We start from the raw sequence: 22,215 nt of genomic DNA on the forward strand, positions 1-22,215 counted from the left end.
CAGCGACATACGCAATGGACGTTGCAGAGAATGCAATACGCACCCTGCCTGCGACGGCCCCGGCCATCGCACCGACGACGCACCGACGACGGAGAGGCACCCATGGCCACCGACGCGCACGCCGAGCACGTCGACCGCACCGAGCAGCCCGCGCCCGCGCACGCCGAGCACGTCGACCACCGCTTCAAGGGCCTCCCGCCGGACGCCGACGGCCTCACCCTCGGCGCGCTCGCCGCCGAGCGCCGCTCCCTCTTCACCGGCGGCTTCACCACCCCCGTCCTCACGCTCTCCGCCGAGTCCGTCGAGCACAACCTCGCGCTCCTGGAGACGTACACGGAGCGCCACGGCCTCGCCTTCGCCCCGCACGGCAAGACCTCGATGGCCCCGCAGCTCTTCGCCCGCCAGCTCGACCGGGGCGCGTGGGGCATCACCGCCGCCGTCCCCCACCAGGTGCGGGTCTGCCGGGCCTTCGGCATCCAGCGGATCTTCCTCGCCAACGAGGTGGTGGACGCCGCCGCGCTCCGCTGGATCGCCGCCGAGCTGGACCGGGACGACACGTTCCGCCTCATCTGCTACGTGGACTCCGTACGCGGCGTCGAGCTGATGGACGAGGCGCTGCGGGCGGCCGGCGCGCGCCGCCCCGTCGAGGTCGTCGTGGAGCTGGGCGCGGGCGAGGGCGCCAGGACCGGGGCCCGTACGGAGGCGGAGTGCGCGGCGGTCGCCGACGCGGTCGCGGCGGCGCCGGCCCTGCGGCTGACCGGGGTGGCCGGGTACGAGGGCGAGGTCCCGGACGCCGACGGCGCTGCCGTACGCGGCTGGCTGGGCCGGCTCACCGCGCTGGCGGCGGAGTTCGACCGGGCGGGCCGCTTCGACGGTACGGACGAGATCGTGGTCAGCGCGGGCGGCAGCGCCTGGTTCGACGCGGTGGCGGAGGTCTTCGCGGGGATCCCGGCGCTCTCCCGCCCCGTGCTGAAGCTGCTCCGCTCGGGCGCGTACATCTCCCACGACGACGGCCACTACCGCCGGATCACCCCCTTCAACCGGGTCGCGGAGGAGGGCGCCCTGCACCCCGCCTTCCGGCTCTGGGCCCAGGTCGTCTCCCGCCCCTCCCCCGGGCAGGCGTTCGTCAACGCGGGGAAGCGGGACGCCGCGTACGACCTGGACCTGCCCGAGGCGCAGGTGGTACGGGACGGACGCACCGGCGAGCTCCGCCCGGCGGCCGGGATCACCGTCACGCGCCTCTCCGACCAGCACGGCTGGCTGGCCACCGGGCCCGGGGCGGAGCTGGAGGTCGGGGACTGGGTGGGGATGGGGCTCTCGCATCCCTGCACGTCGTTCGACAAGTGGCAGCTCATCCCGCTGGTGGAGGCGGACGGGACGGTCACCGACTTCATCCGTACCTACTTCTGACGTATCCGCTTCTGACGTATCCGCTTCTGACGTATCCGCTTCTGACGTATCCGCTTCTGACGTACCTACTTCTGAGGAGGGCCGCCGTGGAGGCGATACGGAACGAGCCCGGCCGCCCGGATCACAGGGACCGCCCCGACCACGCGGACCTGGTGTTCCGGGACGTCCAGGTCGTGGACGGCACGGGCGGCGCCGCGTACCGGGCCGATGTCGCCGTCACGGACGGCAGGATCTCCGGCATCCTCCGCGCCTCCGACGCCGGCCCGCGCACGCCGCGCCCGACCGGGACGCGGGTGGTCGACGCCGACGGGCTCGCGCTCGCGCCCGGCTTCATCGACATGCACGCGCACAGCGACCTCGCTCTGCTCCGCGACCCCGACCACTCGGCGAAGGCCGCGCAGGGGGTGACACTGGAGGTCATCGGCCAGGACGGGCTGTCGTACGCGCCGGTGGACGACGCGACGCTCGCCCAGGTGCGGCAGGCGATCGCGGGGTGGAACGGCGGCGCGCCCGCCCCGGACGGCGCGCCCGCCCCGGACGGCGCGAGCGGCCCGGACGGCTCCGGGGGCGGCTCCACGGACATCGACTTCGACTGGCGCACCGTCGGCGAGTACCTCGACCGCCTCGACCACGCCTTCGCCGGCCGGGGCTTCGACGGCGAGGGCACCGCGGTCAACGCCGCGTATCTGATCCCGCAGGGCACGGTGCGCGCCCACGCGGTCGGCTGGGACGACCGCCCGGCGACGGAGGCCGAACGCGGCGCGATGCGGCGGCTGGTGGCCGAGTCGATGGAACAGGGCGCGGTCGGCATGTCCTCCGGGCTGACGTACACCCCCGGCATGTACGCGGACGACGCCGAACTGACCGAGCTCTGCCGGGTGGTGGCGCGGTACGGCGGCTACTACTGCCCGCACCACCGGTCGTACGGGGCCGGGGCGCTCGCCGCGTACGAGGAGATGGTGACGCTCACGCGCCGCGCCGGGTGCGCGCTCCATCTCGCCCACGCCACCATGAACTTCGGCGTCAACAAGGGGAAGGCGCCCGAACTGCTCGCCCTCCTCGACCGGGCGCTGGACGAGGGCGCGGACATCACCCTCGACACCTATCCGTACACCCCCGGGTGCACCACGCTGGTGGCGATGCTGCCGAGCTGGGCGAGCGAGGGCGGGCCCGGGGCGATCCTGGAGCGGCTGCGGGACGACACGGCCGCCGAGCGGATCCGGTACGTACTGGAGGAGGTCGGCGCGGACGGCTGTCACGGGGTGCCGATCGAGTGGGACACCATCGAGATCTCCGGCACCACCGACCCCGCCCTCGCCCACCATGTCGGCCGTACGGTCGCGGAGTCGGCGGCGCTGGCGGGCGAGGCGCCCTGGGAGACGGCGCGGGCGCTGCTCGTCGCCGACCGGCTCGGCCCGACCATCCTCCAGCACGTGGGGCACGAGGAGAACGTCCGCGCGATCATGCGCCACCGGGTCCACACGGGCGGCAGCGACGGCATCCTCCAGGGCGCCAAGCCGCATCCGCGCGCGTACGGCACCTTCCCCCACTATCTCGGCCGGTACGTGCGCGAGCTGGGCGTCCTCTCGCTGGAGGAGTGCGTGGCCCACCTGACCGCGCGCCCGGCGGCCCGGCTGGGGCTGCGGGACCGGGGGCTGGTGGCCCAGGGGTACCGCGCCGACCTGGTGCTCTTCGACCCCGGGACGGTGGCGGCGGGCTCGACCTTCGCCGAGCCGCGCAGGCTGCCCCGGGGGATCCCGTACGTCCTGATCGACGGCCGGTTCGTGATCGAGGACGGGCGGCGCACGGAGGTCCTGGCGGGGCGGTCGGTCCGGCGGGCCGGCTGAGCGGAGAGCCACCGGGCCGCGTGCCGGGCGGAACCGGGCCGGGCGTACGGTACGTATCTCCCGGGGGCGGGCGTGTGGGCGTGCCTGATGGGGACGGGCGTGGTGGGCGTGCCTGGCGGGGACGGGCGTGAGGGCGTGCCTGGCGGGAACGGGTGCGCGAGCCGGTTCACCCGAACTTGTGGCCGCTTCCCGGGGAACGGATCCTCCTTCCCCTTTCGCTCGTCTCTCTCCCCGGGAGAGGTGCCGGAGAGATGAGTGACAGGTGAAAGCGGTGGGGATCATGGGGCGGGCCGTATCGGCACGGGGACGGCTGCTCGCGGGGGCGCTCGTGCTGGCGAGCGCCGCGCTGCTGGCGGGGTGCGGGCAGCAGGTGGTGGAGGGGAGCGGCGGCGCGAAGACGCCCGGGACCCGGGCCGGTGCGGACGACCGGGCGGGCGGGGACGACGGGAGCGGCCCGCGCGGCGAGGGCGGCGGGAGCGGCCGGGGCGGCGGGAGCGACGGGGCCGGGGCGAGCGGTGACGACGGGAAGCCGGGGCGGCACGGCGGGCCGGCGGAGCCCGGCGGCGACGGGCGGCCCGGCGGCCGGGGGGACCACGGGGAGCGTGGGGAGCGGGGCGACCGTGACCCCGTGACCCCGGCACCGACGGGCGGGACGGACCCGGCGTCGCCGACGGGGCCGAGGCCCCCCGCTCCCCCGGCCCCGCCCGGGCAGACCTCGTCGCCGGACCCGAGCCTGCCCCCGCCCGTGGTCAGCATGGACATCGCCCATGCGGTGGAGGGCGGCGGCAAGGCGGTCAACCTCACCATCGACGACGGCCCCGACCCGGTCTGGACGCCCCGGATCCTCACGATCCTCCGGGAGAACAAGGCGCGGGCGACCTTCTGCATGGTCGGACCGCAGGCCGCCGCCCACCCCGAGCTGGTGCGCCGGGTGGTGGCCGAGGGGCACCGGCTCTGCGATCACTCGGTGGCCCACGACACCGGAATGGACCATCGGTCGCGTGCTTATCAGAAGGACCAGATCCTGACGGCGGCGCGCCAGATCGAGCGGGCGTCGGGCGGGGTGAAACCGCTGTACTACCGGGCCCCCGGGGGCGCCTTCACGCCGTACAGCCGACAGATCGCGGCGAGCGCGGGGATGCGGCCGCTGGGGTGGAACGTGGACTCGAAGGACTTCGAGCTGCCGGGCGCCGGGACCATCGTCCGCACCGTCAAGAGCGAGCTGGGCAACGGCCCGACCATCCTTTTCCACGACGGCGGGGGCGACCGTTCGCAGACGGCGGAGGCGCTGGAGCGGCTGCTGCCCTGGCTGCGCGGACAGGGCTACGGCTTCGGCTTCCCGGAGCGCTGAGCCGGACACCGGGCCGGACACCGGGGCCGGACACCGGGCCGGACACCGGGGCCGGACACCGGGCCGGACGCCGGGCCGGACACCGGGCCGGACGCCGGGCCGGACACCGGGCCGGACGCCGGGCCGGACACCGGGCCGGACGCCGGGCCGGGCCTTCCCGCACGGCGCCCCTCCCCGCACGGGACCCCTTCCGCACGGCGCCCCTTCCGATGCGCATGCGGACGCACGTGCGGGAGGGGCCCCGCGCGGGCCAACGTGGGGAAGAACACCACGCGGGGTTGGTTACGCGGCCGTAAGGTGGCGGACATGCAGGTCATCCAGTCGACGAAGCTCGCCAACGTCTGTTACGAGATCCGGGGTCCGGTCCTCGACGAGGCGATGCGGCTGGAGGCGGCGGGCCACCGCATCCTCAAGCTCAACACCGGCAACCCGGCCGCCTTCGGCTTCGAGTGCCCGCCGGAGATCCTGGAGGACATGCTCAGGAATCTGGGCGACGCGCACGGCTACGGCGACGCGAAGGGCCTGCTCTCCGCCCGGCGCGCGGTGATGCAGCACTACCAGACCAAGGGCATCGACCTGGGCGTCGAGGACATCTACCTCGGCAACGGCGTCTCCGAGCTGATCCAGATGTCCATGCAGGCGCTGCTCGACAACGGCGACGAGGTCCTCGTACCGGCCCCGGACTATCCGCTGTGGACGGCGTCCGTCTCGCTCGCGGGCGGTACGGCGGTGCACTACCGCTGCGACGAGCAGGCCGACTGGATGCCGGATGTCGCGGACATCGAGCGGAAGATCACCGACCGCACCAAGGCGATCGTGATCATCAACCCGAACAACCCGACGGGTGCCGTATACGACGACGCCGTGCTCCGCTCGCTGACCGAGCTGGCCCGCCGCCACCACCTGGTCGTCTGCTCGGACGAGATCTACGACCGGATCCTGTACGACGGCGCCACCCACACCCCGACCGCCGCCATCGCCCCCGACCTGCTGACGCTCACCTTCAACGGGCTCTCGAAGAACTACCGGGTGGCCGGGTTCCGCTCCGGCTGGCTGGCGGTCTGCGGCCCCAAGGCGCACGCCTCGTCGTACATCGAGGGGCTGACGATCCTCGCCAACATGCGGCTCTGCGCGAACATGCCCTCGCAGCACGCCGTGGCCACCGCGCTCAACGGCCGGCAGTCGATCGACGAGCTGGTGCTGCCGGGCGGCCGGATCCTGGAGCAGCGGGACGCGGCGTACGACCTGCTCACCCAGATCCCCGGGGTGACCTGCGTGAAGCCGAAGGGGGCGCTCTACCTCTTCCCCCGGCTGGACCCGAAGGTGTTCAAGGTCAAGGACGACCGGCAGATGGTGCTGGACCTGCTGCGGGCCGAGAAGATCATGGTGGTGCACGGTACGGGGTTCAACTGGCCGGAGCCGGACCACTTCCGTATCGTCACCCTCCCCGCCGCGCAGGACCTGAGGGACGCGGTGACGCGGATCGGGACCTTCCTGGACGGCTACGCGCAGCCGTAGGAGAGAAGCGACCGTAGGAGAGAAGCGACCGCGTAGGAGAGAAGCGGACGGGCCGCGACGACCCGATCATCGGATCGCACTCAACTTTAGACTGATTCCAAGGTAGGATGGTCTCCTGACCATGCCAGGAGTGCCAGGAGGCCGTCCCATGTACGAGCCGATCCGTACGAAGTCGGTCCACGCGCTGGCCGACGACGCCGACTTTCCGCACCGGAGCCGCGCGGAAGAGCTGAGGATCCAGCTCTCCGGTCATCTTTCCGCGCTGCTCGCCGTCACCGACGAGCTGGGGCTCGACGCGGCGGCGGAGGCGATAGCCGCGCAGGTGAGCCGGTTGCGCGGGGCGCCGCCCGCCAGGCACGCCGGGCTGAGCGGGGCCGACCCCGCCGCCCTGCACCGGCGTGCCCTCGCGCTGGCGGGACGTGCCCTCGTCGTCGCCGCCTCGCGCGCCGACACGGCCGCCGCGATCCTCGCGGCGGAGCGTATGGACGCGCACACGGCGGCCCTGGCCGAGTCCGTGCCCGACCAGGGCCGCGAGGGCGGGGCCGACGCCGGCGAACGCTCCGACCAGCGACTCGTCGGCGCCCACTGACGGCCCCGGTCCGCGCGCCGAGCGGGCACGCGGACCGGGCGCCACCGAGCGCGCCCCGCCCCGTTCCGGGACCCCCGTTCCGGCCGGGACTCAGCCCAGGCGCTCGACCAGCGCGTGGTACTCGTCCCACAGCTCCTTCGGCGCGTGGTCGCCGAAGGTGGTGAGGTGGCCGGGTACGAGCGCGGCCTCCTCGCGCCAGACCTCCTTGTCGACCGAGAGCAGGAAGTCCAGCTCGTCCGCCGACAGCTCCAGGCCCTCGGTGTCCAGGGACTCCTTGGTCGGGAGGATGCCGATCGGCGTCTCGACGCCCTCCGCCGTCCCGTCCAGGCGCTCGACGATCCACTTCAGGACGCGGCTGTTCTCGCCGAAGCCCGGCCAGACGAACGAGCCGTTCTCGTCCTTGCGGAACCAGTTGACGTAGTAGATCTTCGGCAGCGCCGAGGCGCCGCCCTCACGCCGCACCGCGTCCTGGCCGACCTTGACCCAGTGCCCCATGTAGTCGCCCATGTTGTAGCCGCAGAACGGCAGCATGGCGAAGGGGTCGCGGCGCAGCTCGCCGACCTTGCCCTCGGCGGCCGCCGTCTTCTCGGAGGCGACATTGGCTCCGAGGAAGACGCCGTGCTGCCAGTCGAAGGACTCGGTGACCAGCGGCACGGCGGAGGCGCGGCGACCGCCGAAGAGGATGGCCGAGATGGGGACACCCTGGGGGTCCTCCCACTCGGGCGCGATGATGGGGCACTGTCCGGCGGGGACGGTGAAGCGCGCGTTGGGGTGGGCGGCGGGCGTGCCGGACGCGGGGGTCCAGTCGGCGCCCTTCCAGTCGGTGAGGTGCGCGGGCGGCTCCTCGGTCATGCCCTCCCACCAGACGTCGCCGTCATCCGTGAGGGCGACGTTGGTGAAGACCGAGTTGCCCCACATGGTCTTCATGGCGTTGGCGTTGGTGTGCTCGCCGGTGCCGGGCGCGACGCCGAAGAAGCCCGCCTCGGGGTTGATCGCGTAGAGCCGGCCGTCCTCGCCGAACCGCATCCAGGCGATGTCGTCGCCGATGGTCTCCACGGTCCAGCCGGGGATGGTGGGCTCCAGCATGGCGAGGTTGGTCTTGCCGCAGGCGGACGGGAACGCGGCGGCGACGTACTTCGGCTCCGCCGCGCCCTCCGCCGCGCCCTCGCCCTGCGGCGGGGTGAGCTTGAGGATCAGCATGTGCTCGGCGAGCCACCCCTCGTCGCGCGCCATGACGGAGGCGATACGGAGCGCGTAGCACTTCTTGCCGAGCAGCGCGTTGCCGCCGTACCCGGAGCCGTACGACCAGATCTCGCGCTCCTCCGGGAAGTGCGAGATGTACTTGGTGGAGTTGCACGGCCAGGGCACATCGGCCTCGCCCGGGGCGAGCGGGGCGCCGAGGGTGTGGACGGCCTTGACGAAGAAGCCGTCGGAGCCGAGTTCGTCGAGGACGGGCTGTCCCATGCGGGTCATGGTGCGCATGGACGCGGCCACGTACGCGGAGTCGGTGAGCTCGACGCCGATCGCGGAGAGCGGCGAGCCGAGGGGGCCCATGCAGAACGGGACGACATAGAGGGTCCGGCCACGCATCGAGCCCCGGAAGACGCCGTTCTCACCGGTGAAGATCTCCCGCATCTCGGCGGGGGCCTTCCAGTGGTTCGTGGGTCCGGCGTCCTCCTCCTTCTCGGAGCAGATGAACGTACGGTCCTCGACGCGCGCCACGTCGGAGGGGTCGGAGGCGGCGTAGTACGAGTTCGGCCGCTTCGCCGGGTCGAGTTTCCTGAACGTGCCCTTGGCGACGAGCTCCCCGCACAGGCGCTCGTACTCGCTGTCGGACCCGTCGCACCAGACCACGCTGTCCGGCTGGGTGAGAGCGGCGATCTCGTCCACCCAGGAGATCAGCCCCTGGTGACGGGTGGGGAGAGGGTCGCCGGTGGTGCTCGCGCCGCCGGGGGTGCCGGTGCTTGCGCTGGTGCTGGGAGCCGCGATGTCGCGCGCCACGATTGCTCCTTGGTGAGGGATTTTTTGGGTTCTGCCCCTTGGGGGCCACGACCCGGACGCTTCGTAGCCGCTCATCCGGTGCCGATCGCACTCATTTGATCATCGGACTCGTCCGCCCATATGTCCAGAGGGCCTCACACGTGAGCATCGCCACTCCTGAACGGAAAGCGCGGGCAAGCTGCGGGGAACGGGCGGGAAACCGGCGGGGAAGCGGCGGACAGCGACGGAATTAACAGCGCGGAAGCCGGGTACTGGCGCGTAACTTACGGACCCGTAGGTAGCATGAGCCCATGACTCCTGCCGCGTCCGATCCGCACGCGAACCCCGCGCAGACCGAAGAGATTCCGGCCCGGGCCGAGGGAACGCCGACGACCGGAACCCCGTCCGCACCGGCCGCGTCGGTCTCACCGGACTCGTCGACCCTGGTCAAACCGAAACTGCGCGGCTGGCTGCATGCGGGCATGTTCCCGGCCGTCCTGGTCGCCGGCGTGGCCCTGATCGCCCTGACCGGCTCCACCCGCGCCCGGATCGCCTGCGCCATCTACGTTCTGACGGCGTGCCTGCTCTTCGGGGTCAGCGCGGTGTACCACCGGGGCGAGTGGGGGCCGCGCGGCGAGGCGGTGCTGCGCCGGCTCGACCACGCGAACATCTTCCTGATCATCGCGGGCACGTACACCCCGCTGACGATGCTGCTGCTCCCCGACTCGACCGGCCGGACCCTGCTCTGGGCGGTATGGGCGGCGGCCGCCGCCGGCATCGCCTTCCGGGTCTTCTGGGTCGGCGCGCCGCGCTGGCTGTACACGCCCTGCTACATCGCCATGGGGTGGGCGGCGGTCTTCTTCCTCCCCGAGTTCATGCGCGCGGGCGGGATCGCGGTGCTGGTCCTGGTGGTGGTCGGCGGGGTGCTCTACAGCGCGGGCGGGGTGGTCTACGGGCTGAAGCGGCCGAACCCGTCACCGAGGTGGTTCGGCTTCCACGAGGTCTTCCACTCCTTCACGCTCGCCGCGTTCGTCGTGCACTTCGTCGGCATTTCGCTGGTGGCGGCCCAGCACCCCTGAGCCTCCCGGAGGCCTGCTCCGCCCGGGGCGTCGCCTCCCGGACGTGGCCCGGAAGGCGACGGATACACGACAATGAGCGCCATGGCCGCCACCTCGTACTCCCCTCCGGAAGAGCAGCTCGCCCAGCTCACCCTGCGCGAGCGCAAGAAGCTGAGGACCCGCGTAGCCATCCGCCGGGCCACCTACCGGCTCATCTCCGAGCAGGGGTACGAGGCGACGACGGTCGAGCAGATCGCGGAGGCGTCGGAGGTCTCCCCCTCCACGGTCTTCCGGTACTTCCCGACCAAGGAGGAGATCGTCCTCACCGACGAGTACGACCCGTTGATCGTGGCGGCCCTGCGGGCGCGCCCGGCCGGCGAACCCCCGCTGGCCTCGCTCCGGGCCGTACTGACGGAGGCGCTGGAGACGGCGGCGGCCCGGGAGCACGAGGCGCTGGTGGCCCGGACCCGGCTCTCGGCCGAGGTCCCCGCCGTCCGGGCGCGGCTGGCGGAGACGACATCGGTCCTGGCGAAGCGCCTCGCCGCCGTACTCGCCGAGCGCACCGGCCGGGACCCCGACGACCTGGCCCTGCGGGTCTCCGTCGCCGCCGTGCTCAACACGCTCGGCGAGGCCGTCCTCTACTGGGGCGAACACGGCTGTGAGGGCGACCCGACGGCCCTGGCCCACCGGGCCCTGGACACCCTCGAAGGCGGACTGCGCCTCTGACGTGCCCGTGCCGTGCCCGTTGCCCGTACGGTGCGGGGGCCCGTACGGTGCGGGGGCCCGTACGGTGCGGGGGCGCCCGTACGGGCGCCCCGGGCGTGGGGGGGCGTCACGTCACGTCGTACGACCGCAGCCACAGCTCCAGCGTGAGGACGAGCCAGAGTTTGCCGCCCTGGCGGGGCAGGAGGGCGCCGTCCCCCTTCATCCAGGCGCGGAGCGTGGCGGGCCGGAACAGTCCGCGCTCCCGGGCCTCCCTGCCCAGCAGCAGATCGCCGGCGAGTTCGCGGAGCGGGCCGCCGAGCCACTGCTGGACCGGGACGCGCATCCCGCTCTTGGGCCGGTCCACGACCGTGGCGGGCAGCAGGTCGCGCACCGCCTCCTTGAGGACCCACTTCTCCTCGGTCCCGTTGAGCTTCCACCGGGGCGGCGTCGCGAACGCCTGCTCCACCACCCGCCGGTCGAAGAGCGGCGAGCGGCCCTGGATGGCCTGGGAGGCGGTGAGCCGTTCCACCTTGGTGAGGATGTGGTGGGCGCCCTTGGTGCGCAGATTGCAGTGGAGGAGCTGGTTGAGGAGGTGGTCCATCCGTCCCGGCCGGGGCCGGGGCCGCAGATACGGGGTGACGAACCGCTCCGGGCGCGGCAGCGTCTCCAGCACCTCCAGCGCGTCCGGGGTGAGCAGGTCGGGCAGGTCGGTGAAGCACTTGCGGTACGAGCGCAGGTAGGCGTTCTCCCGGGCGTCCTCGGCCTCGGCCGCGCCCTCCCCGTACCCGCCGTACCCCCCGCGCCGGTGTATCTCGTACACCAGCATGGGGAGGTTCTTCGGCCCGCCGAAGACCGGGTCGCCGCCCTCCCCGTTGAGCGCGACCCGCAGCCCGTCGCCCGCCACGGCCTCGGCGAGCATCAGGTTGGGCACGGTCAGCGGGTCCCCGACGGGGCTGTCGAGCAGCCCGGCGGCCTCCGCGAGCCGGGCGGCGACGGCCCGGCCGGTGACGCTGAGCACCCGGTGGCGGGTGTCGCAGTGGGTGGCGACCAGGCCCGAGTAGCCGAGTTCGTTGGGGAGTTCGTCGCCGAAGCTGATCGAGTAGGTGTGCACGGGGTGGGTGTGCAGCTTGGCGGCGAGGGCGGTGACGAGGGAGCTGTCGACGCCCCCGGAGAGCAGGACGGCCACGGCCTCCCCCGCCGGCAGCCGCCGCGCCGTCGCCTCCTCCAGCAGGCCGCGCAGGCGCAGCGCGTACTCCTCGGCGGGCGCGTCACCGCCCTCGTACCACTCGCGCACGCCGAGCCCGATCCGCTCCTCGGGCTCCCAGTAGTGGTCCTCGGTGACCGTCCCGTCGGCGGCGAGGCGGAGACAGCGGCCGGGCAGGACCTCCCGTACGCCGCGCAGCAGGGTCTCCTCGCCGGGGAGGTAGGCGAAGGTGAGGAAGGAGCGTACGGCGGCGAGTTCGAGCCCGGTGCCGAGCGCGGGCCAGCGGCGCAGGGCGCGGAGCGAGGTGGCGGCGGCCCAGGCGTCGTCGGCGCGGGCGTAGAAGAGGGTACGGGCGCCGAGGTGGTCCCGGATGAGGACGAGATCGCCCTCGTCGTGGACGGCGAGCGCGAACATGCCCTCCGCCAGCCGGATCCCGCGCGCCCCGAACTGCGCCCAGCAGCGCAGCAGCAGCTCGCCGTCCGGGCAGTCGGGCGGGGCGGCGGCTCCGGCGCGGGCGAGCGCGGCGGCGAGTTCGGCCCTGTTGTGCAGGGTGACCTCGCCGACGGCGGTACGGCCGCAGGCGGTGAAGGGGCCGGTGGCGTGGCCCGGTTCGTCGTGGATCAGGGCGGCGCCGGGTCCTGGCCCGGCCGCCGCCGCGTCGTACCGTACGGCCGCGCCCATCGCCGCGAGGTGCGACCGCGCCCGGTCGGGGGTCGCCGCCAGGCAGGCACAGAATCGCGCCACGGTACCGCCTTCTCTCGTCTCTTCTTCACCCACTGGTCTCTCCCGCGCCGGAGACCGGCCGAACGGGAGGTCACCCACACCGGAAGTCAGCCGTACCGGAGTTCACCCGCACCGGAGGTCAGCCGAAGTCGTCGTCGCTCCAGCCACCGTCGCCGTCGGAGCCCCAGCCGTCTCCCGCGTCCCAGTCACCGCCGTCACCGCCGTCACCGCCACCGTCACCGCCGCCCCCGCCGCCCTCCGCACCGCCGGAGGTGGACTGGTTCGCCGCCTGCTGCTGTTGCCGGAGCTGCTCCTCCTCTTGGGGGGTGAGGCTCTCGGGCGGGAAGTGCGCGGCGGTGACGGTGAGGGCGGCGAGGCCGAGGCCGCCGAGGACGAGGCCCATCCGGCCGCCGAACGAGGTCCGGTTGACCATGACCGACTCGCCCTGGCCCCAGACCGTACGGCCGTAGCCGATGTCGCGGCCGTAGCGCACGGTGCCGTCCGCGTGCCGGCGCTTGACGATGCGCTGCCCGAGAAGTTCGTCGGTGCCCGCGCCGCCCTCGTTGTCGTGCCAGCGCACGCGGGTGGCGCCGTCCCGCCGGCGCCACTCCTGGCGGCCGGACTCGTAGGTGCGGTGGACGCTCCCGTCGGCGAGGAGTTCGTCCCGGTACGGTATTTCGCGGGGCCTGGTCATCGTCTCGTGTCCTCGGGTCGCCGGGCCGGATCCCCGGGCCAGGTCAGGAATCCTGTCGTCCGCAGCTCACGCAGCCCGCTCCGGACGGAGTGGCCGGGCGTCCTCGGGCCGCGCACCAGCCGCAGTACGGTACGGAGCAGCCGCGCCGGAGGTACGGCCTCCACCTCGGCGGCCCTCCCCCGCGCCAGCCACTCCACCTCACGTGCCTCCAGCGCGGCGGGCAGCTCCGGGAGCGGTGACGCGGCCCGCCCGTCGGCGGCCCGCCCGTCGGCGCCCCGGGACTCGCCCGGCCGGGAGAACAGCCGCAGCGCCACCGCGTGCCGGGGCACGAGACCCAGCGAGGTCACCCGTACGCCGGGGACCGCGTCCCGCAGCGTGGCGCGCACCCGGGCGGTGAGCGCGATGCCCTCGGCGCCGGCGTCGTGCAGGACGTGCACGGTGGCGCCCTCGGCCCGGCCGAGGCCGGCCGTCAGCCGGGGGTCGAGGGGCAGATCGGCGGCGGCGAACACCGGGCAGGCGGCCTCCAGATGGACATCGTTGGCCAGCAGCATGCGGGCCACGGAGCGGCTCTGGCAGACGAGCAGCCGGGGCAGCCCGTAGTCGTGGAGATCCGGCTCGGCGGGCGCCGCGGGCGCCGGGTCGCCCGGCCGGGGCTCCAGCGGATCGGGCCGCTCCGGCGGTACGGGCGGCGGCAGGGGCGGCAGCAGCCCCGGGATCGCGGGCCCCGGGACCGCCGCCCGGTCCGTGCGCCGCCGCTCCAGCGCCCGTGCGAACCGCTCGTACGGTACGGGCGGGCCCGGCGTGAGCGGCACCCCGCGCGGGAGGGCGCGGGCCGGGTGGAGGACGCGGCAGGTCTCGTAGTAGAGCTGACGCTCGGTGAAGCGGATCCGGCCGGGCGCGCCCGCACGCTCGACGGCGGCGCCCAGGGCCCGGTCGAGCACCGCGTCGAGCACCGCGTCCACTCCCAGGCCAACGGCCCGGGAGAGCGACGTCCCCGAAGGGTCCCTCGGCTCCGTCATGGTGTGGCCTCTCCGGTGGGCCAGGTGAGGAAGCCGACCGCCTCGGCCTCCGCCACATCGGCGTCCCGTGCCCCGGTGACCCGTTCGATCACCCGCGTGACGACGGTGAGCAGCTTGCCCGGCGGCACCGCGCCCAGCGGGCCCGTCATCCCCTTCTCCAGCCACCCCACCTCGGCCTCGGTGAGGGTGCCCGCGGCCCGGAGCCGCTGGACCGCCTCGGCCGCCGGCGAGCCGCCCTTGACCGCCACGCCGGCCGGCGCGTTCATGACGGCGCGCGGGGGCAGCCCGGCGTCGACGACCCGGCGGCCGGGCAGCGCGACGCGGGTGCGCGCGGCCAGTTGGCAGCCGGCCGCGTCGGCGTCGTGCAGGACGATCACCGGCTGGGGCCCCGCCGCCACCTGATGGGCGCGGGTGACGACGGCCGTACCGAACCTGCGGGGTATCTCGTTGGCCACGAGGAACGCGGCGATGCTCGCGTCACCGCAGAGCAGCACCCCCGTGGGCGAGGCGGGCTGGGCGGGGTGCGCGATGGTCCGCTCGTCGATGACGCCGGACGGGAGCGAACCGTGGACCCGGATCCACTCGTTCATGGCCGAGCCCCGGAACCGGCTGAGCGGATACGCCTCGACGGCCCGCTCTCCGCCGCGGAGCATCGAGGGGACGGAGACGAGGAGGAAGAAGAGGATCAGGAAGCCGAAGAGGGCGAGGATCCCGACCCCGTCGGCGGCCAGCCCGGTGACCGTCAGCGTCAGGCCGACCGGCAGCCCGAGCGCCAGACAGCCGATGGCGCCGGCCTTGTTGCCCTTCTCCCCGCGCTGCTTGCGGCTGAGGGCGTACCAGAGCTGGGCGACGGTGATGCGGGTACGGCCCGCCTCGGTGAGCTTCGCGGCGACGCGCTGGATCCGTACGTCGCTGAGCCGCAGCGGGTTGGTCCTGGGGTCGAGGACGAACTCCCGGCCGCAGCGCGAGCAGGTACGGCCGGTGCGCTCGCGCTGACGCAGGTTCTCGTCGCAGTGGGGGCAGATCACCGGGGCCCCTCCAATACGGCGGCGGCCCTGCGCAGCCCGGCGGCGATCCGCTCGCGCGCGCTCACCGCGCCGATGCCGCCGACGCGCTGGGCACGCTCGATGTCGCGGAGCGCGGCGGCGAGAACGGCGTAGTCGGTGGTGGCCTGACGCAGCGTCGGCACACCGCCACCCGCCTCAGGAGCCTGGTCGCTCCCGGACCCGGAACCGGCTCCGGCCGTGCGCCGCTCGGCCTCGTCCGCCGTGATCGCGTAATCCTCGTGGTCGATGCCGAAGCCGGTGTTGGCCGCGAGGATGGTGAGCGGCCCGGCCCCCCGGTTGGCGAAGGAGTGCGGCATCATCTCGGGGATCCGGATCATCGCGCCGGGAAAGAGCCGCACTTCGGAGACCCGGCGCCGCGCCGGGTCGTACAGCCCGCACGAGGCGTGCCCGAGGCTGAGCACGATGTGCTCCCCGCCGTGGGCATGCGGGGTGAAGGCGCTGCGCGGCCCGACGACGCCGAGTTTGTACGTCGCGTTGGACGGCCGCTCCGGCGAGGTGCGCGCGTCCCCGACCAGATAGTGGGCGAACTGCCCGTCGTCGATGAACCGCAGGAACTCCTCGCTCGGCCCCAGCTCCCTGGCGCCCTCCCGGTCCGCGAAGTGCACCCGCCCGTCCGGCCTGAGGTGGAACACCTCGACCCCGTACGGCAGCTCCCGCGCGATCCGCGCCATGCCCCGCACCCCGGGCCCGCCGGACCTTCCGGGCCCGCCGTCCCCCGTACCGGATCCCCCGTCGAACATCAACGCCCCCTTGCGCAGCCGACCACGATCGCAGCGTAGAGCCGTGATCGGGAACACCCAGGACCGATGATAGGGCGGGGGTCCGACATCGCGGCCAAGTCCGGGTGAACGCCCAGGCCGGACGGCTTATCCGGACTCTCCGTCGCAGGCCACTCCGTTCCCGTCCGGGTCGAGGCGCAGCGGGTCGTCCGTGTCGCCCCGCCCGTTGACCTCCAGCCGCCCGTACCCATGGGCGGCGAGCCAGGCGCAGCGGGCCCGGGTCGTCGCGGCGGCGGTGGCCCCGCCGCCCGCCCCCGGAACAGCCGCCCCCGGAACAGCCGTCTCCGGAAAGACCGTCGGTACGCAGACGTCCGCCGCCCCGTAGTGCCGGTCGCACCCCGCGACCTGCGGGCCGACCGGCGCCGACGCCCGCCGCCGCCGGGGCGGTTCGGCGGCGCCCGACAACTCCCCGGCGAAGTCGTGCACATGGGCCGGCTCCGCCGCCGCCCCGGCCGCCGCCTGCGGCCCCCCGAGCCGCACCCACTCGGCCACCGAGGGAACCCCGTTCGCGTCCACCGCGAAGAGCATGTACCACCCCGGCGGCGCCAGATGGGGGTTGCTCGTGACGTTCAAGTCGACGATGACCGGGGCGCCGGAGCCCGGGTCGTCGGCGCCCGGGTCGTCCGAGCCCGGGTCCTCGGCGCCCACCGAGAGCGGCAGGTCGACAAAGCGCTGGTTGGGGTCGGACGAGTGGGTCACCGCCGCCGGACGGATCAGTTCCGCCTTCGCGACCGGGCGGTCGACGGTGATGCGCCGCGTCTCCCCGTACCCCCACTCCGCCCCGTCCAGCGAGGTGATCCGGGGCCGCTCGCCCCGCAGCAGGTAGGGCGGGGTGTAGAGCGAGACATGGTGGTTCCAGGTGCCGTTGCCGGGGTTGTCGCCCGTCGTCATGACGCGGCCGTCCGGCAGCAGGAACGCCGACGAGTGGTAGCCGCGCGCCTCCGGGTCGGCCGCCACCGGGGTGAACGTCTCCGTCACCGGGTCGAAGAGCGACGTCTCGTAGACCGGGTCGGCCCGGTTGTGCAGGGCGCCGCCCGTCTCCAGCACCTTCCCGTCCGGCAGCAGCACCGCCGACCCGTACATCTTGCCCTGCGCCCCGGTCTGCGGCCGCGGCCCGTCCCCGAGGTCGACCGTGCCCTGCGGGAGCGGCGGGCCCGCCGTGTAGCGGGGGTCGGGGGCCTTGAGGTCGATGAGGTCGGTGAGGCGGCCGGCCTCCGGGTTGGTGTCGATGTTGCCGCCGCCGATCGTCAGCACCCGCTGGTCCTGGGCGGGCGGCAGCAGCACGCTCGCGGACTGGTCGCGCTCGTCCTTGTTCTGGAGACCCGGCACCTCGGTCACGGTGTTGGCGTCGTAGTCGTAGATCGAGGAGCCGGTGCCCGGGGTGCCGTTGCCGAAGACATGGCTGCCGGAGTAGAAGAGCCGGCCGTCCTGCATCAGGATCATGGACGGGTAGAGGCCCCAGTACGACCAGGTCTGGTTGACCTGCCCCAGCGGGAGCCACTTCTCCTCCCGCGCCGACCACCGCTCGGCGGTCACCGAGCCGCTGGAGTCCTCGCGGAGCCCGCCGAAGGACATCACGTCGCCGTTGCCCATGAGGGTGGCGGACGGGTACCAGTGGCCGTCGTTCATGTCGTTCGTCCTGCTGTACGTCTCGGTCGCCGGGTCGAAGACGTACGACGCCTTGTACCCCTGGTAGCCGACCGTGCCGTCCGCCGACGGATAGCCCTTGTTGCCGCTCATGACCAGCACGCGGCCGTCGGCGAGCTGGACATGGCCGGAGCAGAACATGTCGTCGGGGGTGGGGATCGTCCGGTACGAGCCGTCGCGCGGGTCGTAGACCGCCGACGTGAAGGTGCCCGCCGCGAACATGTCGGGGTCGTTGCCGGACCCCGCGATCAGCAGCACCTTCCCGTTGTTGAGGACGACGGAGTGCATGGAGCGCACCGGGTTCTCGGTCGGCAGGACCTCCCACACCCCGTCGGCGCACTGCTGCGGCGTGGCCGTGCAGCCGGGGTCGGCGGGCGGCGCGTCCACCTCCGCCATGGCGTAGTCGTCGGTGGTGACGCTGCCGGTGCCGTTGACGGAGACGCCCCAGGTGATGCGGTCGGTGCCGGGCGGGACGACGGGCGTACGGACCTCGGCGAGCCGGTAGTCCGGGCTGAGGTCGAGCGTCTTGAGGTCGGTCCAGTACTGCCAGCCGCCGCCGTCGCCATCGCCACCACCGTCGCCATCGCCGGTGGTGGTGACATGCCGGAAGAGGGTGATGGCGACGTCGGGGGTGGTCGACTTGTACCAGACGGAGAGGTCGTACTGCCGGTCCTGCTCCACGGCGGGCGCGCAGGCGGCGGACTCCGTGATGAGCGCCTTGCGGTCGCCGTCGACGCGGCGGGTCAGCTCGACCTTGAGCGCGGCCGAGCCGGAGTGGGCGTCGGCGCCGGTGACGGTGGTGAACGAGAAGTCGTTGTCGCCCCACCCGGACGCCGACCAGCAGTACGGCAACTCCCCGTCCCCGCCGGAGCCGGGCGTCTCGAACCCGGGGTTCTTGACGAGGTTGGCACCGGCCAGAGCGGGGTGCGGGACGCCGAGGAGCAGCCCGGCGGTGAGCGCGACGACGGCGAGGAGGGCGGTGCGGGGGGAGGTACGGGGTGAGGTGCGGGGTGAGGTGCGGGGTGAGGTGCGGGGTGAGGTGCGGGGCGTACGGCCCTGTCTCACGGCGCGTGCGGCACGTACGGCATGTACGGCATGTATGACACGTACGGTACGTACCGTACGTGCGGCACGCGCCATACGGACCGCACGTACCGTACGGAACGGACTCGCCCAGCGACGCGCGTTCACCGCCCCACCCCGCTCTCCCGGTCCCGCCCCGGCCCGTCCGCCGAGGGCGACGGGACGGCCGGGGCCCCCGCGCCGACGGCCGTACGCGCGCCCGGGGCAGCCCCAGGAGCGGCGCCCGAGGTGCCCCCGGCCCGCGACCACCGCCGGACCCCACCACCCCGCGCCCTCGGCTCCCTCCACTCCCTCCGCACCCTCCGTTCCCGCCTCCGCTTCGGCAGGTAGACGAGCGCCTCCGTCCCCACGAACCGCACCACGAAGGTCGCGAGCAGCGCGCACACCGTCGCCGTCATCACCCCTGCCCCGAGGTACGTGACGAAGAGCGCGATCAGCGGGATCCGCAGCAGCAGATCGGCGTTGGCCAGCAGCGCGAAGCGGCCGGCCCGGTCCGCCCAGTGCCGGTGCGCTCGCCGGCCCCGGAAGAGCAGCGCCTCGATCAGGAGGAAGTTCCACGCCACCCCGAGCTGATTGGCCACCACCTCCGCCGGCAGGTAGTGCATCCCGGCCCCCGTCAGCCCGTACAGCGCCAGCAGATTGGGGACGAAGCCGCTCAGCCCGATCGCCCCGAAGGCGGCCATCCGGGCGAACGGCGAGGCCGTGCGCAGCTCCACGAGGTGGCAGAGGAAGCGCAGCCCTTCCCTGGCCGTCGACTTGGACGCGCCCGCGAAACGGTCCCGGAAGACGAACGGGACCTCGGCCGGGTGCTCGGGCCGGCACCGCACGGTGAGCTCCAGCAGGATCTTGTAGCCGAGCGGACGCAGCGCGGCGGCGGTGACGGTGCCGGCGACGGCGGAGCGGCGGACGGCGAAGAATCCGCTCATCGGGTCCGTGATACCGCGCAGCCGGCGCGGGAAGAGCGCTTTGGTGAGCCAGGTCGCGGCGCGCGAGACGGCGACGCGGTAGCCGCCGGCGAGCCCGGCGCGGCTGCCGCCCGGCAGGTAACGGCTGGCGACGACGAGATCGGCCCCGCCGTGTTCTCCGGCGGCGACGAGAGCGGGGACGAGCGCGGGCGGGTGCTGGAGGTCGGCGTCCATGACGACGATCCACTCGGAACCGGCCGCTCTGAGCCCTTCGACCACGGCGCCGCCGAGCCCGCCCTCGGGCGTGTCGCGGTGGATGACACCGACGGGGAAGGGGCAGTCCTGGGCGGCGGAGGCGATGACGGCGGGGGTGTCGTCGGTCGAGTCGTCGACGAAGAGGACCTCGCAGGGGATCCTGGCGGGGACGGCGTCGGTGAGCTGACGCAGCAACTCCCTTATGTTGTCGGCCTCGTTGAAGGTCGGGATGACGACGGTGACGGCACCGGGCTCGGCGACGGCCCCCGCTTCGAGCACCGCGCGGGTCTCCTCCAGCTCCGCACAGGTCTCCTCCAACTCCGCACGGTTCTCCTCCAGCTCCGTACGGATCTCGTCCGGTCCCGTACGGTGCTCCTCCGGTCCCGTACGGTGCTCCTCCGGTCCCGTACGGGACTCCCCCTCCGCACCACCGGGTTCACCCTCCGGGTCAGGGCCATGAGAACGGAAACTCATCGCGCACCACCTCCCCCACGCACCCCGTCAACCACATCACTCACGTCTCGGCCCACCACGCCCCCCGTATCCCGCCCGGCCACACCACCCGTGTCCCGCCCGGCCACACCACCCGTGTCCCGCTCGGCCACACCACCCGTGTCCCGGCCGTTCCCCACGACCCGGCGGATCTCGATCCGGTCCTCCCCCGTGCCGAAGACGGCCACCGGCTCCGAGTGGCCCAGTGCGTCCCGTACGGTCGGCAGGTCGGGCGCGTCACGCCGTACGGTCGGGGAGGCGACGACGTAATCCAGCGCGCGCCAGCCGCCCACCAGTGTTTTGGTCACCGCCGGGTCGAGGTCCGCCTTGTAGAACCAGATGGCGCCCAGCCCCGGTTCGTACCCCGCGTGCACCAGGTCCAGCCAGAGCGCGTCGTCCACCAGCACCCGGGCCCCTGCCCGGTCGGGCACCTCCCGCGCCATCCAGGAGGCCGCCGCCCGGTACGGGGCGTTGGCGTCGGCGGTGAGGGCGGTGCGGTCCCCGTCGTACCAACGCGGCAGTACGAGTACGGCGGCGGTCGCCGCGAGCGCCCCCAGCGCGCTCCAGCGCACCCCCGTGATCACGCGCCCTTCCCGGACCCCCGCCCCCTTCTCGCCCGTGTCCTTCTCGCCCGTGCCCCTCCCCCTCCGCCGCCGCCCCTTGCGCAGGACGGCGTGGGTGACGCTCGCCGCGCCGCCCGCCAGGACCAGCGCGAGGAACGGCAGCCCCTGGATGACGTACATCGCGGGCAGATAGCCGGACGGCCGCAGCGCGACGGCGGTGAGGAGCGCGACCGCGAGAGCCGGCCCGGCGAGCGCCCGGGCCGTCACCGACCAGGGCAGGGTGGCCAGCAGCAGAAGGGCCCCGGCGATCCCGCCCAGCGGCAGGATCCGGTCGTAATAGAGCCAGGACTGGAGTACGGCGTACGAGCCGCTGCCCGGGTCCAGGACGAAGCCTGAGCCGGGCCTGCTCATCTGGTACGTGATGCCGTCCCAGAGCGAGACATGACCGCCGCCGGGCAGCAACTCGCCTTTGAGCAGGGCGAAGAGCGGATACGAGAGCCCGGTGAGCGCACAGGCGGTGACGGCTCCGGTGACCGCGAACTTACGGGTGTCACGGTGGCTGTGGCGCCACATGGTCACCAGCAGCGCGGGCAGCACCACCAGCATCGTCTCTTTCGTGAGCACGCCGACGGCGGCGGCGAGCCCGGCCGCGAAATGGTGCCAGAGGTGGCGGTGGGGCGAGGCCGCGAGGCAGAACGCCAGCAGGATCCACATCACGGCGATGTTGTCGAGGAAGATCTCCCGCTGGAGCACCACGGCGAGCGGGGAGAGCCCGAAGAGCGCCGTCGCGAGCCCGGCGGCCCAGCGCGGCAGCCGGAGCCGCCGGGCCAGTACGTACAGGAAGACCGCACTGGCGGCGGAGACCGGCAGCATCGCGGCGCGCATCGGCGCGACCGTCATCGCCTCGGGGACGAGGAGGGAGGGCAGCCAGGTCAGAAAGGCGATCTGGAGCCAGCCGAGCGGCGGATGGTCGTACCAGTACGTGTAGTGGGCGAGGCCCTTGCCCTCCTGGAGGGCCCATGCCTGGGCGAGATAGGTGCCCTCGTCGTCGCTGAGGGTGGGGTAGTGCTGGATGTTCCAGCCCTGGACGAGGAGGATCGCGAGGAGCAGGGCGCCGCAGAGGACCAGGTCGGAGCGGGAGCGGCGGAAGCGGACGACGGGCGGGAGCGCAGGGGCGCCGGGTCTCCGGCGCGGGGCGCTCCGCGTGCCGGGAGCGGTGGCGGCGGAGGCTGCAAGCACCCCCGGCCCGGCCTGCCCGGCCTGCCCGGCCTCCGCACCTCCGCCTGCGGCCGTCGCCCCCGTATCCGTCGCCCCCGTATCCGTCCC

General features: G+C 73.6%; 16 protein-coding genes. 7 read left to right on the forward strand and 9 right to left on the reverse strand.

Annotation, left to right across the window (positions count from 1 at the left end; translation table 11 throughout):
* Positions 1 to 102: 102 nt before the first annotated feature.
* The 5 genes from AB0O07_RS15900 (at position 103) to AB0O07_RS15920 (ending at position 6,715) form a co-directional block, all read left to right on the forward strand.
* Positions 103 to 1,410, forward strand: a complete 1,308-nt coding sequence (locus tag AB0O07_RS15900; RefSeq protein WP_365632635.1) for an alanine racemase — start codon at positions 103 to 105, stop codon at positions 1,408 to 1,410.
* 86 nt (positions 1,411 to 1,496) lie between these two features.
* Positions 1,497 to 3,257 carry a D-aminoacylase gene (locus AB0O07_RS15905; protein WP_365632638.1) on the forward strand — a complete coding sequence of 587 codons (1,761 nt, stop codon included), beginning with the start codon at positions 1,497 to 1,499 and terminating at the stop codon, positions 3,255 to 3,257.
* Between the two features lie 628 nt (positions 3,258 to 3,885).
* A complete protein-coding gene (locus AB0O07_RS15910; protein WP_365633102.1) occupies positions 3,886 to 4,608 on the forward strand; it encodes a polysaccharide deacetylase family protein in 723 nt (240 codons plus the stop codon).
* A gap of 306 nt (positions 4,609 to 4,914) precedes the next feature.
* Entirely contained in the window at positions 4,915 to 6,126 is a 1,212-nt protein-coding gene (locus tag AB0O07_RS15915; protein WP_365632641.1) for a pyridoxal phosphate-dependent aminotransferase, read from the forward strand.
* A 148-nt stretch (positions 6,127 to 6,274) separates the two neighbouring features.
* A complete protein-coding gene (locus AB0O07_RS15920; protein ID WP_365632644.1) occupies positions 6,275 to 6,715 on the forward strand; it encodes a hypothetical protein in 441 nt (146 codons plus the stop codon).
* Positions 6,716 to 6,805: 90 nt separating this feature from the next.
* Here the strand turns inward: AB0O07_RS15920 and AB0O07_RS15925 are convergent, their stop codons facing one another.
* A complete protein-coding gene (locus AB0O07_RS15925; protein ID WP_365632647.1) occupies positions 6,806 to 8,716 on the reverse strand; it encodes a phosphoenolpyruvate carboxykinase (GTP) in 1,911 nt (636 codons plus the stop codon).
* Positions 8,717 to 9,006: 290 nt separating this feature from the next.
* Between AB0O07_RS15925 and AB0O07_RS15930 the strand changes: the two genes are divergently transcribed.
* Positions 9,007 to 9,774: a hemolysin III family protein gene (locus AB0O07_RS15930; protein ID WP_365632650.1), complete on the forward strand. Its 768-nt coding sequence runs from the start codon at positions 9,007 to 9,009 to the stop codon at positions 9,772 to 9,774.
* Between the two features lie 81 nt (positions 9,775 to 9,855).
* Positions 9,856 to 10,479 carry a TetR family transcriptional regulator gene (locus tag AB0O07_RS15935; RefSeq protein WP_365632653.1) on the forward strand — a complete coding sequence of 208 codons (624 nt, stop codon included), beginning with the start codon at positions 9,856 to 9,858 and terminating at the stop codon, positions 10,477 to 10,479.
* Between the two features lie 106 nt (positions 10,480 to 10,585).
* Here AB0O07_RS15935 and AB0O07_RS15940 read toward each other — a convergent pair whose 3' ends face one another.
* The 8 genes from AB0O07_RS15940 to AB0O07_RS15975 form a co-directional block, all read right to left on the reverse strand.
* Entirely contained in the window at positions 10,586 to 12,406 is a 1,821-nt protein-coding gene (locus AB0O07_RS15940) for an asparagine synthase C-terminal domain-containing protein (protein ID WP_365632656.1), read from the reverse strand.
* A gap of 118 nt (positions 12,407 to 12,524) precedes the next feature.
* A complete protein-coding gene (locus AB0O07_RS15945) occupies positions 12,525 to 13,079 on the reverse strand; it encodes a hypothetical protein (RefSeq protein ID WP_365632659.1) in 555 nt (184 codons plus the stop codon).
* Positions 13,076 to 14,098: a hypothetical protein gene (locus tag AB0O07_RS15950; RefSeq protein ID WP_365632662.1), complete on the reverse strand. Its 1,023-nt coding sequence runs from the start codon at positions 14,096 to 14,098 to the stop codon at positions 13,076 to 13,078. The genes AB0O07_RS15945 and AB0O07_RS15950 overlap by 4 nt, the downstream gene beginning before the upstream one ends.
* The gene (locus AB0O07_RS15955) at positions 14,095 to 15,126 is read right to left on the reverse strand and encodes a hypothetical protein (protein WP_365632666.1); all 1,032 of its coding nucleotides are present in this window, start codon (positions 15,124 to 15,126) and stop codon (positions 14,095 to 14,097) included. The genes AB0O07_RS15950 and AB0O07_RS15955 overlap by 4 nt, the downstream gene beginning before the upstream one ends.
* A complete protein-coding gene (locus AB0O07_RS15960) occupies positions 15,123 to 15,905 on the reverse strand; it encodes a cupin domain-containing protein (RefSeq protein WP_365632669.1) in 783 nt (260 codons plus the stop codon). Before AB0O07_RS15960 ends, AB0O07_RS15955 begins: the two co-directional genes overlap by 4 nt.
* A gap of 126 nt (positions 15,906 to 16,031) precedes the next feature.
* Entirely contained in the window at positions 16,032 to 18,536 is a 2,505-nt protein-coding gene (locus tag AB0O07_RS15965; protein WP_365633105.1) for a galactose oxidase early set domain-containing protein, read from the reverse strand.
* Between the two features lie 242 nt (positions 18,537 to 18,778).
* Positions 18,779 to 20,308: a glycosyltransferase family 2 protein gene (locus AB0O07_RS15970; protein ID WP_365632673.1), complete on the reverse strand. Its 1,530-nt coding sequence runs from the start codon at positions 20,306 to 20,308 to the stop codon at positions 18,779 to 18,781.
* Positions 20,305 to 22,017, reverse strand: coding sequence for a phospholipid carrier-dependent glycosyltransferase (locus AB0O07_RS15975; RefSeq protein ID WP_365633108.1), 1,713 nt, complete (start codon positions 22,015 to 22,017; stop codon positions 20,305 to 20,307). The genes AB0O07_RS15970 and AB0O07_RS15975 overlap by 4 nt, the downstream gene beginning before the upstream one ends.
* Positions 22,018 to 22,215: the final 198 nt, after the last annotated feature.

It is taken from the genome of Streptomyces sp. NPDC093085, from assembly GCF_040683935.1.
Lineage (GTDB): Bacteria > Actinomycetota > Actinomycetes > Streptomycetales > Streptomycetaceae > Streptomyces.

Coding starts and splice junctions, on each gene's coding strand:
- AB0O07_RS15900 (WP_365632635.1), top strand. CDS start 103: ATGGCCACCGACGCGCACGCCGAGCACGTCGACCGCACCGAGCAGCCC.
- AB0O07_RS15915 (WP_365632641.1), top strand. CDS start 4,915: ATGCAGGTCATCCAGTCGACGAAGCTCGCCAACGTCTGTTACGAGATC.
- AB0O07_RS15920 (WP_365632644.1), top strand. CDS start 6,275: ATGTACGAGCCGATCCGTACGAAGTCGGTCCACGCGCTGGCCGACGAC.
- AB0O07_RS15930 (WP_365632650.1), top strand. CDS start 9,007: ATGACTCCTGCCGCGTCCGATCCGCACGCGAACCCCGCGCAGACCGAA.
- AB0O07_RS15935 (WP_365632653.1), top strand. CDS start 9,856: ATGGCCGCCACCTCGTACTCCCCTCCGGAAGAGCAGCTCGCCCAGCTC.
- AB0O07_RS15945 (WP_365632659.1), bottom strand. CDS start 13,079: ATGACCAGGCCCCGCGAAATACCGTACCGGGACGAACTCCTCGCCGAC.
- AB0O07_RS15950 (WP_365632662.1), bottom strand. CDS start 14,098: ATGACGGAGCCGAGGGACCCTTCGGGGACGTCGCTCTCCCGGGCCGTT.
- AB0O07_RS15960 (WP_365632669.1), bottom strand. CDS start 15,905: ATGTTCGACGGGGGATCCGGTACGGGGGACGGCGGGCCCGGAAGGTCC.
- AB0O07_RS15970 (WP_365632673.1), bottom strand. CDS start 20,308: ATGAGTTTCCGTTCTCATGGCCCTGACCCGGAGGGTGAACCCGGTGGT.